General features: G+C 69.1%; 15 protein-coding genes and 1 tRNA gene. 9 read left to right on the top strand and 7 right to left on the bottom strand.

The genetic code is table 11. The features are described from left to right. The first annotated feature begins 47 nt into the window (after positions 1 to 47). Together AADJ02_RS09120 and AADJ02_RS09115 are read left to right on the top strand one after the other, a co-directional pair. Complete coding sequence (locus AADJ02_RS09120; RefSeq protein ID WP_341212682.1) at positions 48 to 674, top strand: SCO family protein; 627 nt, start codon at positions 48 to 50, stop codon at positions 672 to 674. A 52-nt stretch (positions 675 to 726) separates the two neighbouring features. Next, positions 727 to 1,278, top strand: coding sequence for an ActR/PrrA/RegA family redox response regulator transcription factor (locus tag AADJ02_RS09115; RefSeq protein WP_341212681.1), 552 nt, complete (start codon positions 727 to 729; stop codon positions 1,276 to 1,278). A gap of 67 nt (positions 1,279 to 1,345) precedes the next feature. Here AADJ02_RS09115 and AADJ02_RS09110 read toward each other — a convergent pair. From AADJ02_RS09110 to AADJ02_RS09095, 4 genes are all read right to left on the bottom strand, one after another. After that, positions 1,346 to 1,421 (bottom strand) — tRNA-Thr (locus AADJ02_RS09110). 42 nt (positions 1,422 to 1,463) lie between these two features. Further along, the gene (locus tag AADJ02_RS09105) at positions 1,464 to 3,035 is read right to left on the bottom strand and encodes a heme biosynthesis HemY N-terminal domain-containing protein (protein ID WP_341212680.1); all 1,572 of its coding nucleotides are present in this window, start codon (positions 3,033 to 3,035) and stop codon (positions 1,464 to 1,466) included. Positions 3,036 to 3,045: 10 nt separating this feature from the next. Further along, on the bottom strand, positions 3,046 to 4,470 hold the full coding sequence (locus AADJ02_RS09100; protein ID WP_341212679.1) for a hypothetical protein: 1,425 nt from the start codon (positions 4,468 to 4,470) through the stop codon (positions 3,046 to 3,048). A gap of 209 nt (positions 4,471 to 4,679) precedes the next feature. Next, positions 4,680 to 5,411, bottom strand: coding sequence for a uroporphyrinogen-III synthase (locus AADJ02_RS09095; RefSeq protein WP_341212678.1), 732 nt, complete (start codon positions 5,409 to 5,411; stop codon positions 4,680 to 4,682). A 99-nt stretch (positions 5,412 to 5,510) separates the two neighbouring features. On the opposite strand from AADJ02_RS09095, the gene tsaD reads away from it, so the two are divergent. From tsaD to AADJ02_RS09070, 5 genes are read left to right on the top strand one after another with little or no spacing between them, the layout of a single operon-like run. Then, positions 5,511 to 6,602, top strand: coding sequence for a tRNA (adenosine(37)-N6)-threonylcarbamoyltransferase complex transferase subunit TsaD (gene tsaD / locus AADJ02_RS09090; RefSeq protein ID WP_341212677.1), 1,092 nt, complete (start codon positions 5,511 to 5,513; stop codon positions 6,600 to 6,602). 10 nt (positions 6,603 to 6,612) lie between these two features. Next, positions 6,613 to 7,581 (top strand): NAD(P)H-dependent glycerol-3-phosphate dehydrogenase, encoded by a 969-nt coding sequence (locus tag AADJ02_RS09085; RefSeq protein ID WP_341212676.1) that lies wholly within the window; start codon positions 6,613 to 6,615, stop codon positions 7,579 to 7,581. Beyond that, complete coding sequence (locus tag AADJ02_RS09080) at positions 7,578 to 7,850, top strand: YciI family protein (RefSeq protein WP_341212675.1); 273 nt, start codon at positions 7,578 to 7,580, stop codon at positions 7,848 to 7,850. Before AADJ02_RS09085 ends, AADJ02_RS09080 begins: the two co-directional genes overlap by 4 nt. After that, entirely contained in the window at positions 7,850 to 8,275 is a 426-nt protein-coding gene (locus tag AADJ02_RS09075) for an EVE domain-containing protein (protein ID WP_341212674.1), read from the top strand. The genes AADJ02_RS09080 and AADJ02_RS09075 overlap by 1 nt, the downstream gene beginning before the upstream one ends. A gap of 52 nt (positions 8,276 to 8,327) precedes the next feature. After that, on the top strand, positions 8,328 to 8,723 hold the full coding sequence (locus tag AADJ02_RS09070) for a DUF1761 domain-containing protein (RefSeq protein ID WP_341212673.1): 396 nt from the start codon (positions 8,328 to 8,330) through the stop codon (positions 8,721 to 8,723). A gap of 199 nt (positions 8,724 to 8,922) precedes the next feature. Here the strand turns inward: AADJ02_RS09070 and AADJ02_RS09065 are convergent, their stop codons facing one another. Together AADJ02_RS09065 and ahcY are read right to left on the bottom strand one after the other, a co-directional pair. Continuing rightward, entirely contained in the window at positions 8,923 to 9,705 is a 783-nt protein-coding gene (locus AADJ02_RS09065; RefSeq protein ID WP_341212672.1) for a DsbA family protein, read from the bottom strand. A gap of 9 nt (positions 9,706 to 9,714) precedes the next feature. After that, the gene (gene ahcY / locus AADJ02_RS09060) at positions 9,715 to 11,106 is read right to left on the bottom strand and encodes an adenosylhomocysteinase (RefSeq protein ID WP_341212671.1); all 1,392 of its coding nucleotides are present in this window, start codon (positions 11,104 to 11,106) and stop codon (positions 9,715 to 9,717) included. 136 nt (positions 11,107 to 11,242) lie between these two features. Between ahcY and AADJ02_RS09055 the strand changes: the two genes are divergently transcribed. Both AADJ02_RS09055 and AADJ02_RS09050 read left to right on the top strand, forming a co-directional pair. Continuing rightward, positions 11,243 to 12,193 (top strand): glycosyltransferase family 8 protein, encoded by a 951-nt coding sequence (locus AADJ02_RS09055; protein ID WP_341212670.1) that lies wholly within the window; start codon positions 11,243 to 11,245, stop codon positions 12,191 to 12,193. Between the two features lie 26 nt (positions 12,194 to 12,219). Beyond that, the gene (locus AADJ02_RS09050; protein ID WP_341212701.1) at positions 12,220 to 12,783 is read left to right on the top strand and encodes an HD family hydrolase; all 564 of its coding nucleotides are present in this window, start codon (positions 12,220 to 12,222) and stop codon (positions 12,781 to 12,783) included. A gap of 3 nt (positions 12,784 to 12,786) precedes the next feature. Here the strand turns inward: AADJ02_RS09050 and msrA are convergent, their stop codons facing one another. Next, positions 12,787 to 13,395 carry a peptide-methionine (S)-S-oxide reductase MsrA gene (msrA, locus tag AADJ02_RS09045; RefSeq protein ID WP_341212700.1) on the bottom strand — a complete coding sequence of 203 codons (609 nt, stop codon included), beginning with the start codon at positions 13,393 to 13,395 and terminating at the stop codon, positions 12,787 to 12,789. Positions 13,396 to 13,488 lie beyond the last annotated feature (93 nt).

Raw genomic sequence — 13,488 nt, 5'->3', positions numbered from 1 at the left:
CATGACCGCCCCACGCCTCGTCTCAGGCCCGTCTCTCAGGAGTTTCCATGCAGCGCCCCGTTGCCCTCGCCGCCGCCGGCATCGTCGTCACCCTGATGGGCGGCGCGCTCATCGCCACAACGATCCTCGCCCCCTCGGACCGGCTCGCGGCCTGCCGCACCGGCAATGTCGCGGGCGGCTTCGACCGGCTCGGTGGGCCGTTCACGCTGCTCGACGGGGCGGGCCGAGAGGTCACCGACGCGGATGTCATCACCGAGCCGAGCCTGATCTACTTCGGCTACACCTCCTGCCCGGATGTCTGCCCTGTCGACAACGCGCGCAACGCCGCCGCCGTCGACATTCTTGCCGAGGATCACGGCATCACCGCGCAGCCGGTGTTCATCACCGTCGATCCCGCGCGCGACACGCCCGAGGTGATGGGCGACTACGCCGCCAACATGCACCCGCGCATGGTCGGGCTGTCGGGCAGCGACGACCAGATCGCCGCCGCGGCCAAGGCCTATTCGACCTACTACGCCCGCGCCGACGACGATCCCGATTACTACCTGATGAACCACCAGACGATGACATATCTGGCGCTGCCGGGGCTTGGCACGGTCGAGTTCTTCGGCCGCGACGACGGCCCCGAAGAGGTGGCGCAGCGCACCGCCTGCCTCGTCGAGGCGGCGGATTGACCCAGCGGTGGGCGGGGCTAGGTTTCGATGACGCCAAACAGGAGATCTGTCCATGAACGCAGAGACCATCGATCTCGGCCCGGACCCGAGCCTGCTGCTCGTCGATGACGACGAGACCTTTCTCAAGCGTCTCGGCAAGGCGATGGAAAAGCGCGGCTTCGCGGTGACGCTGGCGGGCACGGTCGAAGAAGGGCGGCGCATCGCCACCCAATCTCCGCCCGCCTATGCGGTGGTCGATCTGCGGCTCGAGGACGGCAACGGGCTCGACGTGGTCGAGGCGCTGCGCGAGAGCCGCCCCGAGGCGCGGATCGTGGTGCTAACAGGCTACGGCGCCATCGCCACCGCCGTCGCTGCGGTCAAGATCGGTGCGACCGACTATCTGTCGAAGCCTGCCGATGCGACCGAGGTAACCAACGCGCTCCTGGCACGCGGCGACGCGCTGCCGCCGCCGCCCGAGAACCCGATGAGCGCCGACCGCGTGCGCTGGGAGCATATCCAGCGGGTCTATGAGCTGTGCGACCGCAACGTGAGCGAGACGGCGCGGCGTCTGGGCATGCACCGCCGGACCCTGCAACGCATCCTCGCCAAGCGCAGCCCGCGCTGAGAATAGTTCTTTGGAACAGAAAAGGCGCGCCCGAGGGCGCGCCTTTTTCGTCTGACCGCTTGTGCGGTGGTGCCGCTGAAGGGACTCGAACCCCCGACCCCATCATTACGAATGACGTGCTCTACCAGCTGAGCTACAGCGGCGCCCGGGCGCCTCTTAGCACCCGGGCGGCGGCGGGAAAAGGGCTATTTTCGCGCCGTCGACATGGCCTCGGCCTCGGTCCTGTCGGAGTCTGCCACCGTCTCGGGACCGACGATCTCGGCCTCGGCCACGGCGGAGCCATCGTTCGCGGGGGACGTGGTCTCACGGGCGGGCAGGGGGGTGGCGGTCGACGCCGCTTCGCGTACCGCCGGCACCGGGGCCTCGGCGGCCCGGCCGACGCCGCCACCGACGATCAGCGGCAGCATCTCGGTGCCGCGCGGCAGCGTCGTGCCGCCTTCGACCGGGCGGGTCCAGGCCAGCGTATCGAAGGCGTGACAGTTGGTGCAGACCGGCTCCCAATGCGGATGCACGTTGTGACAGTTCTCGCAGACCCACTGCGGGCCACGCGGCGCAGTCAGCGCCCGTGCCAGCCAGCCGCGCACCACCGCGTCGTCGGCGCCACGGCCCCGCTCGATCGCGGCCATGAGCGTGAGCACGCGCGAGGTCGGATCGGTCTCGACGAGGTCGCCCAGAGCGCGGCGCGCCTCGTTGAACTGCTCGGCCGCGATCAGAAGCTCGGCCTCGAGCATCCGGGTCTCGGCGTGCTCGGGACGCGCCTTGACCAGAACCGAGAACCGTTTGACCCGTGCTTGTGCGTCCTCTTCGGGGGCGATTTCGGCAAAGGCCTGCGCGAGATCGGGATGCGGCTCGGCCTCCCAGGCCTTGCGGATCACGCGGGTGGCATAGCGGGTGTTGCCGACGGCGAGGTAGCTGCGCGCGGCCATGACTGCGGCGGGGATCAGGTCTGGCGAAAGCCGGTTGGCCTCGATCGCCTTCTCGCGCATCTCGATGCTTGCCGTCTCGTCGATCACGTCGCGCGCCTCGGACAGGGCCAGCACCGCGTCGCGCCGCTTGGCCACGTTGCGCGGCAGGCTGCCGGAGCGGCGCTTGGCGTCGAGCGTGGCGCGGGCACCGGACCAGTCATGCGCGTCGGCCTGCAGCCGCAGCAGCGTGTCCTGCGTCTCGACGTGGCGCGGCTTCAGCTCGAAGGCCTTCTGCGCAAGCTTCATCGCCGTGTCGGTGTCGCCCTCGGCCAGACGCTGGCGCATCAGGCCGCGAATGCCGACAAAGCGGGTGCGGTCGATCTGTACCAGCTCGCGGTAGGCGCTCTCGGCGGTCTTGCGGTCACCCGTCAGCTCGGCACCCTGCGCCACGAGGATCGAGGTGATCTCGGGGCGGCGCAGGTAGCGTTGCGCCTTGCGGCCCTTGGCCATCGCCGTCTCGCCTTCGCCCGAAGCGAGCGCGATCATGCCGTCGGCCAGAGCCTTGTAACCCTTGCGTTCGCGCGAGCGCGAGAACCAGCGGCTGACGGCGGTGTCGTCGCCGTTGATGAAGTGCAAGAGCGCGAGCAGCAGGCCGAGCGTCTTGAACAGGAGCCAGCCGAGAAGGGCAAGGAGCGCGATGGCCAGCACCAGCTGGAGCGGCCCGAGGGTGACCTCGTAGCCCGCCATGGCGATCTCGGCCCCGCCGGTCACATCGGTGAGCCGCGCGGCACCCCAAGTGAGGCCGGCGACGGCGGCAACGAAGACCAGGATCTTGATCAGGGACAGGAGCATGTGCGGCGCCTCAGTTCTCGGTCAGGGATTGCGACAGGGTATCGGCGGCGGCGAGCGCCTCGGCGCGGGTCCGGGCCGGGGTGATCCAGTCGGACAGCACCTCGCGCACCGGCTCGGGCAGCGCCTCGATCTCGGAGAGCGCCTCGGTCAGGCGGCCGTCGCGCAGCGCGGCCTCGGCGCGCGACAGCGTGGCATCCGTGGTCGTGCCATCGCCGGGGGCGGTGGAGCGAAGTTGCAGCGTATCGCGGAAGAAGCCCGCGACGCGGCCGCCCTCTTCGCCGGACAGGCCCTCGCGCCGCGCGGTGGCCAGCGCCGCGCGGGCGGGCTCGGGAAAGGCCTCGATCAGCTCGGCGCGGCTGGCCACGCCTTCGGCGGCGGGGCCGGTCAGCGCCGCCGGGATATCGGCGGGCGCGGTGGCCTGCAGCTCTTCGAGCAGCTCCGGGTAAGGCTCGCCCGTCTCCAGCGCCGCCTCGATTTCGGCGAGCGTGGCACGGGCGCGGGCGCGGGCGGCGACGGCGGCGGCCTCGGCTTCGATCTCCTCGGCGGTGCGCCCGGCGGCGGCAACCTCTTGAGCGGCGCGCTCTGCCATGGTGGCGATCTCCTGCGCCTGCCGCTCCAGATCGGCGCGCAGCGCATCGACCTCGGCCTGCCAGCGGGCAACGGCCTCACGCGCCAGCGTGCCGTCGGGCCCGGCGCTGTTCTCGGCCTCGACAAGACGGGTCTCGAACGCCGCGATTTGGGTGCCGATCTCGGCCAGACCGGATTCGGTGGTGCCAAGCCGCGCGTCAATGGCGCTCAGATCGGCTTCGGTTTCGCCCCGAAGGCCATCGAGGCCATCGGACAGGGGCGCGATCTCGCGCTCAAGCGTGCCGAGCCGGGTGTCGAAAGCCTCCGTGCGCGAGCTTTGATCAAGCCAGAGCCAGCCCGCGCCGAGGCCCAGCGCCGCGGCGATCAGACCGCCGAGCAAACCGGCGCCAAAGCTCGACGCCTTGCTCGGGGCCTCGGGCGGATCGCTGTATTGGGCGTTGCTTCGCGGCGGGACCGGGCGGGCGGTGGTGGCGTCACCGGACGATTTGTCAGCGGCGCTCGGGTCGCTGGCACCTGTGCGGGCGGGGGTCGCGTCCGCCTTCGGTGCGCTCTTGGTCTCGCCTTCGACCTCTTCACCAAGACGCGGCGTGCGCTTGACCGCAGGCATCGCACCGGCGGCACCCGTGGTCGCGCCGCTCGCTTGGCCAGAGGCCCGACCGCTTGTCTTGTCCGATGTCCCGGTGGTGCCGAGATCGACCGCAGCGCTCGCGGCGCGGGGCGGCGTGGACGCCTTGGGGGCGTTGTCGGTGGCGGCCTTGTTTGCGTCGGAGCCGGTGTCCGCCTGGGCAGGCGCGGCTTGCGTCGGACTGGTCCCGGTGGACGCGGGCGTATCGCCGGTTCCGGGCATTGGTTTGCCCGTCGCGTCCGTTACGGCGGGCGTGTCGCTTGCCCCGGGGGTGCCGGGGCGCGATGGCGCGCCCGGTTTCGTACCGGCCGGCCTGCCGGGGGTGCCTGTCGTCTTTCGTGCCAAAACCCTGTCCCTTCCGTCCCCGATCGCGCCGGAATTTTCCATGCCGCCGCAGCATTTGCAGACCCTAGCCCGCCCCGTGCGTCGCCTCAAGCGCCGCTGCCACGGGAATGCTCCATGGAACCGAACGTCGCATGGGCCTCTAGGGTTGCGTCGATCATGGCAATCGCCTCGGGGCGTGTGGCCTGTGTGACCCTCGCCTTGAGCGGCGCGAGAGGTCGGGCCGCCGCCGCGCTGATCGCGACCAGCGCCAGCGGGGCCGCCACGGGGGCGCATCCGGCAAGCAGCGCGGCGCTGCGCGGTGAAAACACAGGGGCGACCACCGGGGCGGTGCCATCAAGCAGCGCACGGCCCTCGTCCGAGAGCGGCCGGGCGGTCTGGGCATAGACCAACGCCTCCGCGCAGTCGCGTCCCGCCGCGCGCAGCCGTGCCACCAGCTCACCGCGCTGGTGATCGCCGCGCAGGTGCAAAAGCGGACCTGTGTCGGGGGCGGCGAGGATCGCGGCGAGCAGCGTCTCGGCCGTGCCGCCGCCTGCGAGCGGCTCCAGACCCGCGGCCTTCGCGGCCTGCGCGGTGCGCGGCCCGACGCACCAGGCGGGCAGGCCCACATAGCCCATCCGCGCCGCCCCCCGGGCGCCGCGCTCGGAGGTCAGGATCAGCCCGGCGGGCGATGTTGCGGGGCGGGGCGGCGTCATCTCGTCGATCCGCAGCAGGGGGGCGATCACCGCTTGCAGATGCCGCCCCGCCGCGACCTCCAATTCGGCCAGAAAACGCCGCGCCGCCGCTTCGGGCCGGGTCAGCAGCAGGATCGGATCGGTCATGACGCCCCCTCTCGGCCCGGTACCGACGGCCCCGCGCGGCATTGTTCAGATCGAGCCGGGATGGTAGCTGCGACAGGCGCGGGCGCAAGCGGGGCGGACATGGCCACACTCAACATTCTCGGCATTGAATCGAGCTGCGACGACAGCGCGGCGGCGGTGGTGCGTCAGTCGGAGGGGCGGGCCACGGTCCTGTCCTCGGTGGTGCGCGGCCAGACCGATCTGCATGCGGCCTTCGGCGGCGTCGTTCCTGAAATCGCGGCGCGGGCCCATGCCGAGGTGCTCGACCACTGCGTCGAGGCGGCGCTGGACGAGGCGGGCCTGAGCCTTGGCGATCTCGATGGGATCGCGGTGACCGCCGGTCCCGGTCTTATCGGCGGCGTGCTGTCGGGGGTGATGCTGGCCAAGGGGCTGTCGGCGGCCACGGGCCTGCCCTTGATCGGGGTGAACCATCTCGCTGGGCACGCGCTGACGCCGCGGCTGACCGACGGGTTCGATTTTCCCTATCTGATGCTGCTGGTGTCGGGCGGGCATTGCCAGTTTCTGGTGGTCGAGGGCGAAGACAGCTTTCGCCGCCTCGGCGGCACCATCGACGACGCGCCCGGCGAGGCCTTCGACAAGACCGCGCGGCTCTTGGGCCTGCCGCAACCCGGCGGCCCTGCGGTCGAGACCGAGGCGCGGAGCGGCGACGCGGATCGCATTTCCCTGCCGCGTCCGCTCCTCGATCGGCCCGGCTGTGACATGTCCTTCTCGGGGCTAAAGACGGCCCTCCTGCGGGCGCGCGATGCCGAAATGGCCGCGGCGGGTGGTCTGACGCGGGTGGCGCGCGCCGATCTCGCGGCGGCGTTCCAAAAGGCGGTGGTCGAGATCCTGCGCGAAAAGACCCGGCGGGCGCTGGCGCTCTATCTCGAACTGTCGCCCGAGCGCCCGGCCTTTGCCGTGGCGGGCGGTGTGGCGGCGAACGGGCCGATCCGTGCCGCGCTCACCGAGGTCTGCGCCAAGGCCGGGGTGGCCTTTACCGCGCCGCCCCTCGCGCTGTGCACCGACAATGCGGCGATGATCGCCCATGCGGGGCTGGCGCGGCTGGCGGCGGGCGAGGCGGATGGTCTGGATCTGTCGGCGCGCCCGCGCTGGCCGCTCGACAGGGATGCCGCGCCGATGATCGGATCGGGCCGCAAGGGGGCCAAGGCATGAGGGTCTGTATATGAGGATCGGGATTGCAGGGGCGGGGGCCTTCGGGTCGGCGCTCGCCGTGACGCTGGCGCAGGCGGGGCGGGAGGTAACGCTCTGGGCCCGCGACGCCGAGGCGGTGGATCGGATGCGCGCCACCCGGCGGGCGGAACGGTTGCCCGAGATCGATCTTCCGGTGCAGATCGACCCGGTGTCGGATCTCTCGACCCTGTTCGCCTGCGACACGATCCTGCTGGCGCTGCCCGCGCAGGCCACGCGCGGCTTCGTGGCCGAGCATGCGCAGGCGCTTTCGGGCAAGGTGCTCGTCGCCTGCGCCAAGGGCATCGACTTGACCACCCTCACCGGCCAGACCGCGATCATCGCCGAGGCCGTGCCCTCGGCCACGCCCGCGCTGCTCACCGGTCCGAGCTTTGCCGCCGACATTGCGCGCGGGCTTCCCACCGCGCTGACGCTGGGCTGCGCCGATGAGGCCTGTGGCGCGGCCCTGCAGCACGCGCTCTCGACGCCGAGCCTCAGGCTCTACCGCACGGCGGATGTGATCGGCGCGGAGCTGGGCGGCGCGCTCAAGAACGTCATCGCCATCGCCTGCGGCGCCTGCATTGGCGCAGGCTTGGGCGACAGCGCCCGCGCGGCGCTGATGACGCGCGGCTTTGCCGAGATGCAGCGGCTCGCCGGCGCCTTGGGCGCGCGGCCCGAGACGCTGATGGGCTTGTCAGGCTTTGGCGATCTGGTGCTGACCTGCTCGTCCGAGCTGTCGCGCAACTACCGCTATGGCTTGGCGCTGGGCCGTGGCGCGGCCTTCGACAGTCATACGACCGTCGAAGGCGCCGCCACCGCGCGCGCCGTCACCGATCTTGCCGCCGCGCGCGGCCTCGACCTGCCGATCTCGGCCGTGACCGCGCGCATGGTCGCGGGCGATCTCACGCCGCTTCAGGCACTCGACGCGCTGATCAACAGACCCCTCAAGGAGGAACGAGAATGAGCTTTGCAATCATCACCCGCGACAAGCCCGGTGCGCTGCAGGTCCGCAAGGATACCCGCGACGCGCATCTGGAATACATCGAAGCCACCGGCGTGGTGCTGATGGCCGGGCCGTTCCTCGGCAAGGGCGGCGACATGGACGGCTCGCTCGTGATCCTCGATGTGGCCGACATGGCCGCGGCGCGCGATTGGGCCGAGAACGATCCCTATGCGCGTGCGGGCCTGTTCGAGAGCGTCGAGATCCGCGCTTGGAAGAAGGTGATCGGCTAATGCGCTATTGGCTGTTCAAATCCGAGCCGAACGTCTGGTCGTGGGACAGTCAGGTCGCCAAGGGAGATGAGGGCGAGGAGTGGGACGGGATCCGCAACTACCAGGCCCGCAACTTCATGCGCGAGATGGAAATCGGCGATCGCGGCTTCTTCTACCACTCCAACATCGGCAAGGCGGCGGTGGGCGTGGTCGAGGTTTGTGCCACGGTCCATCCCGACAGCAAGGCGGGTGACCCGCGCTGGGAGTGCGTCGACATCCGCGCGCTCTACAAGCTGGGCCGCGAAGTGAGCCTCGACGAGATCAAGTCGGAGCCCCGCCTGTCGCAGATGGTGCTGGTCAACAATTCGCGCCTGTCGGTGCAGCCGGTCTCCGAGGATGAGTGGCGCGTGATCCACGAACTGGCGGGATCTCTGACCGAGGCATAGCGCGATCGCGCCATCCGGGCCATGCTGGGGCAAAACCCCGGAGGGACCACGGATGGCGATACTTTCGATCCTGCTGGCGGCGCTGGCGTCTTTCGCGCTGGGCGCAGCCTGGTACATGACACTGGCCAAGCCTTGGATGGCGGCCTCGGGCATCGCGGTGGGCGCGGATGGCCAGCCCGAGAACGCAGGCTCGCCGCTGCCCTACCTCGTGTCGTTCATCGCGATGCTGATCATCGCCGCGACGATGCGCTATGGCTTCGGCCTCGCGGGGATCGACAGCGCGGTGGGGGGCTTTTTCGGTGGGCTGACCATCGGCGGGCTGTTCATCGCACCCTGGATCACGCTGAACGTCGGCTATTCGAACCGGCCCTGGTCGCTCGCGGTGATCGACGGCGGCTATGCGGCGCTGGGCTGCGCCACGATGGGGCTGGTGCTCGGGCTGTTCTGAGGGGGTTCCGGGGGGCCGACCATCCTTGCCAGCACCCCCGTTTCACCCGCGGACTCCCACCCGGCGGAACCTTGAAACTCTGGGGTCTGGCCATCCTGGCCGACAGGAGAAGCGATAGGGTGCCTGCCGATTCGACGCAACAAAGGCTTAGGGAGAACTCGTCTCCAATCGCCCGCACTCTGTTAACGCTCTACGCGCATCAATCGCAGTCGAGCGGAGAAAGTGACGCCTCCTCCTCGACCAGAGCCACGAAGGTGGCTTCGGGGATCGCTCCCATAAAGGCGGTGCGTCCGAGAACCGCGCCAGGCGTTCCGTAAAAGCCGAAAAGATCGGCCAACGCCTTGCTGCGGGCAAGATGCCGGTCGACCTCCGGCGCGTCCATGTCGCGTAAGAGTCGCGCAGCATCGAGACCCACATCTTCGGCAATCGCGCCCATGAGGGCTCGATCGCTTACCAGTCTCGTACTGATCAGCCTCGCATGCATCGCGTCGTAGCGACCCTGCATTTCTGCGGCCAGTACCGCACGCGCTGCCGTCACCGATGGTGGGCCGAGCAGCGGAAACTCGTGCCGGATTATGCGGATCGCCCCGGCGTTGCCAGCCTCGAAGTTTGCGAGCCGCGTCTCGAAGACCCGGCAATTGGGGCAGTTGTAGTCGGTGAAATAGGCCAACGGTACGGCGCCGCCTTTGGGCCAATCGCCAAACAGGGCCGCACAGGGGGTCGCGCGCAGGGCTTCGCGCTGTGTCACGCGGTTGGACGCCTGAGGAGCGGCATCGATGCCGATGAAGGCCGATTGCGCTCCCGCACTCACCGCGCCTGCCGCGTCGAGCGCGCGAAAGCCTGGCAGACGGGGGAGGTCGCGAAACGAGAGCGCACTGCTCCCAGAAAACAGCCGGGGCGCGCCGATCACCCAGCCAGCGGCCAGTGCCAAGCCACCTGCGAGCGCAGCGCGTCGGCGCCATGATGGGGGTGCGGTGGTCATGCCCGGCAATCAGTAACGGTAGTGGTCGGGCTTGAACGGCCCGTCGACCGCAACGCCGATATACTCCGCCTGCTCGCGGCGCAGCTCGGTGAGCCTGGCCCCGACCCGCTCGAGATGCAGGCGCGCCACTTTTTCGTCGAGCGCCTTGGGCAGGATGAACACGCCGGGGCGGTAATCGTCGCCCTTTGTCCAGAGCTCGATCTGCGCCAGCACCTGATTGGTGAAGCTCGCCGACATCACGAAGGACGGATGGCCCGTGGCATTGCCGAGGTTCAACAGCCGTCCTTCGGAGAGCAGGATGATCGAATTGCCGGAGGGCATCTCGATCATGTCGACCTGATCCTTGATGTTGGTCCACTTGTGGTTGCGCAGGCTGGCCACCTGAATCTCATTGTCGAAATGGCCGATGTTGCCGACGATGGCCATGTTCTTCATCTCGCGCATGTGCTCGATGCGGATCACGTCGCGGTTGCCGGTTGTGGTGACGAAGATATCTGCCGTCGCGACCTCATCCTCGAGAAGCGTCACCTCATAGCCGTCCATCGCCGCCTGCAGCGCGCAGATCGGATCGACCTCGGTGACCTTCACCCTTGCGCCCGCACCGCGCAGAGACGCCGCCGATCCCTTGCCCACGTCGCCGTAACCGCAGACCACCGCGACCTTTCCCGCCATCATCGTATCGGTGGCACGCCGGATGCCGTCGACGAGGCTTTCGCGGCAGCCATATTTGTTGTCGAACTTGGACTTGGTGACGGAGTCGTTCACATTGATCGCCGGAAAGGGCAGCAGCCCCGTCCTGTGCAACTCGTAGAGCCTGTGCACGCCGGTCGTCGTTTCTTCTGAGACGCCCCGGATCGCGTCGCGTTGCCGGGTGAACCAGCCGGGGCTTTGGTCGAGCCGCTTGCGGATCTGGCCGAAGAGGCAGACCTCCTCGTCCGAGCTCGGCAGGTCAAGAAGGCCGGTCTCCCCGGCCTCGACCCGCGCGCCCATGAGGATATACATCGTGGCATCGCCGCCGTCGTCGAGGATCAGGTTCGCGCCTTCGTCAAAATCGAAGATCCGGTCGGTATAGGCCCAGTACTCCTTGAGGCTCTCGCCCTTGACCGCGAAGACCGGCGTGCCGCCTGCCGCGATGGCCGCCGCCGCGTGGTCCTGCGTCGAGAAGATGTTGCACGAGGCCCAGCGCACGTCGGCCCCCAGCGCCAGAAGCGTCTCGATCAGCACCGCGGTCTGGATCGTCATATGCAGCGAGCCTGCGATGCGCGCGCCCTTCAGGGGCTGGCTCGGCCCATATTCCGCCCGCAGCGCCATCAACCCCGGCATCTCGGTCTCGGCGATGTCGATTTCCTTGCGGCCGTATGCGGCGAGGGCGATGTCCTTGACGATATGGTCCTCGGCCATGACGGCCTCCTTGCGCAATCGAGGGAAAACCTTGTCTCTGGCGTAGCATCGGGGCCTTGAGCTGGCAATCTCGGCGACATTGAAGCGAGGCGGTGCCGCGTGCTAGCGCCGCGGGGCCGGTCGGGGGAGAGTGCGGATGGAAGTGAGTGTCGAAAGCGACCGGGCGGCGCGGCATCGCCGGGCGGTGGTATTCTGCTGCGACGACAACTACCTGCCCTATGCCGCGTTCGCGGCGATGCAGGTCGCGGCTTTGGCGCCGGAGCGGGATTTCGACATCGTCATCTGTGCCGACACGCCGCTCGACCTGCCGCCGGATCTCGGCCTGCGGCATTGCGTGATCGACGCGGGTGGCATGTTCGACGGCTTCGGTCTCGATGCGCGGCGCACCGTGTCGACCTACCTGCGGCTGGCCGTGCCCGAGGCCCTGTCGAAGGAGTATGACCGCATCCTTTATCTCGACAGCGACATCTACCTGCGCGGTGGTGATTTCGGCGCATTGCTGAAGCTGGATCTCGGCGGGCGTCCTGCGGCGGCGGTGCGCGACAACCAGCAATGGCGCACGCCCGGTCGTCATGCCCCGGACCTCAAGGCTCTCGGCCTGCCGAACGGGGCCTATTTCAACGCCGGCGTGATGTTGATCGATGTGGCCGCTTGGCGCGAGGCGCGGGTGCTCGCGCGCGCTCTGGAGTTCGGCCAGAAGCACGCGGGGCGGATGCGCCACAAGGATCAGACCCTGCTCAATGCGGTGTTGCAGGGGGATTGGGCCGAGATCGCGCCGGTCTGGAATTGGCAGTACACGCGGTCCTCGCGGCTGTTCGAGGCGATGATCGACACCCATGTGGTGCATTTCATCGGCCCGGCGAAGCCGTGGGCCGACCCGGAGAACCGGCTTCCACCGCAGTTCGCCAAGGCGCTGGCCCGGTTCATGGACCGGCATTTCCCCGATCGCCCACGTCCCAGCCCAGGGCGCGGCCCGATGGCAGAGCCGGGGGCCGCGCGGGCTCTTGCATGGACACATCTGCGCGGTGCCGGGCGCACCGAGCGCTATCTCGCGCGGTTCGCGGACGATTTGACGGTGTTGCCGTGAGCCGAGCCACGCGCGCATGGCAGCGGATGCTATCGGGGCGCAGGCTCGACCTGTTGGACCCGACTCCGATGGATGTGGAGATCGCGGATATCGCGCATGGTCTGGCCTTCGTGGCGCGTTGGAACGGGCAGACGCGGGGCGATTTCGCCTATTCGGTGGCCGAGCACTCGCTGCTGGTCGAGGAAATATTCACGCATTGCCATCCCGGCGCCGGGGCACGCGACCGGTTGGCGGCGCTCTTGCACGACGCGCCCGAATACGTGATCGGCGACATGATCTCTCCGGTGAAGACGGCGGTGGGGCCGGGCTATGCCGCGCTCGACGCGCGGCTGACGGCGGCGATCCACCTGCGCTTCGGCCTGCCGGCGGCGCTGCCCGCCGAGTTGAAGCGCCGGATCAAGCGGGCCGACAGGATCTCGGCCTGGCTCGAGGCGGTGCGCATCGCGGGCTTCTCGGAAGCAGAGGCCGATCGGCTGTTCGGGCGGCTCGACCGCGACCTCGCTGCGCGCTTCGAAATCCGGCTGAGATCGCCGCGAGACGTGCGCGAGGACTTCGTCGCGCGCCACGAGAGCCTGATCGCCTCGTTCTAGGGTCTATTTCGCGAAGGGCGCGTCGTCCCCCCAGAGCGCGCGCACGGTCGCGTCGCGGCCACAGCCCTTGCGGTAGCGCTGATAGGCCTCGGATTTCGGCACGAACAGCCCGACCGAGGAGACGGCGAGGCGTTCGGCGCTCTTGTAATAGTCCTGATGGTAGTCGCTGGCGGGGTAGAAGGGCGCGTCGTTCAGGATCGGCGTGACGATCTCGCGGCCCAGCGCCGCCCCCGCCGCCTGCTTGGCGGCCTGCGCCGCGGCCTTGTCCTCTCCGTCGGCGAAGATCGCGGTGCGGTAGGAAGGGCCGCGATCGCAGAATTGCCCACCCGCATCGGTCGGGTCAATCGAGCGGAAGAACAGGTCATAGAGCTGTCGCGCGCTCACCTTGCCGGGATCATAGGTGATCTCGACCACCTCGTAATGCCCGGTGCCGCCCGCCGTTACCTGCTCGTAGGTGGGGGCTTGGGTCGCGCCGCCCGCAAAGCCCGAGACCGCCTCGATCACGCCGGGGACCTTCTCGAAATCGGCCTCGACGCACCAGAAACAGCCGCCGGCGACGGTGATGGTCCGGCTGGATTGGGCCGAGGCCATGGGGGCAGCAAGAGCCAGCATGGCGGCGAGGATATGGATGGGGCGGCGTGTCATGGCGAAACTCCCTGTCTGCCTCTGCCATGCTGACGCAAGGCGGGGGGGCCGCAAGACAAG

The organism is uncultured Limimaricola sp., from assembly GCF_964022235.1.
Classification (GTDB): domain Bacteria; phylum Pseudomonadota; class Alphaproteobacteria; order Rhodobacterales; family Rhodobacteraceae; genus Limimaricola.
The sequence above is the reverse complement of the archived record's forward strand: the minus strand, read 5'-3'. Positions and strand labels throughout refer to the sequence as shown.

Coding starts and splice junctions, on each gene's coding strand:
- AADJ02_RS09120 (WP_341212682.1), top strand. CDS start 48: ATGCAGCGCCCCGTTGCCCTCGCCGCCGCCGGCATCGTCGTCACCCTG.
- AADJ02_RS09115 (WP_341212681.1), top strand. CDS start 727: ATGAACGCAGAGACCATCGATCTCGGCCCGGACCCGAGCCTGCTGCTC.
- AADJ02_RS09105 (WP_341212680.1), bottom strand. CDS start 3,035: ATGCTCCTGTCCCTGATCAAGATCCTGGTCTTCGTTGCCGCCGTCGCC.
- AADJ02_RS09100 (WP_341212679.1), bottom strand. CDS start 4,470: ATGCCCGGAACCGGCGATACGCCCGCGTCCACCGGGACCAGTCCGACG.
- AADJ02_RS09095 (WP_341212678.1), bottom strand. CDS start 5,411: ATGACCGATCCGATCCTGCTGCTGACCCGGCCCGAAGCGGCGGCGCGG.
- tsaD (WP_341212677.1), top strand. CDS start 5,511: ATGGCCACACTCAACATTCTCGGCATTGAATCGAGCTGCGACGACAGC.
- AADJ02_RS09085 (WP_341212676.1), top strand. CDS start 6,613: ATGAGGATCGGGATTGCAGGGGCGGGGGCCTTCGGGTCGGCGCTCGCC.
- AADJ02_RS09080 (WP_341212675.1), top strand. CDS start 7,578: ATGAGCTTTGCAATCATCACCCGCGACAAGCCCGGTGCGCTGCAGGTC.
- AADJ02_RS09075 (WP_341212674.1), top strand. CDS start 7,850: ATGCGCTATTGGCTGTTCAAATCCGAGCCGAACGTCTGGTCGTGGGAC.
- AADJ02_RS09070 (WP_341212673.1), top strand. CDS start 8,328: ATGGCGATACTTTCGATCCTGCTGGCGGCGCTGGCGTCTTTCGCGCTG.
- AADJ02_RS09065 (WP_341212672.1), bottom strand. CDS start 9,705: ATGACCACCGCACCCCCATCATGGCGCCGACGCGCTGCGCTCGCAGGT.
- ahcY (WP_341212671.1), bottom strand. CDS start 11,106: ATGGCCGAGGACCATATCGTCAAGGACATCGCCCTCGCCGCATACGGC.
- AADJ02_RS09055 (WP_341212670.1), top strand. CDS start 11,243: ATGGAAGTGAGTGTCGAAAGCGACCGGGCGGCGCGGCATCGCCGGGCG.
- AADJ02_RS09050 (WP_341212701.1), top strand. CDS start 12,220: ATGCTATCGGGGCGCAGGCTCGACCTGTTGGACCCGACTCCGATGGAT.
- msrA (WP_341212700.1), bottom strand. CDS start 13,395: ATGCTGGCTCTTGCTGCCCCCATGGCCTCGGCCCAATCCAGCCGGACC.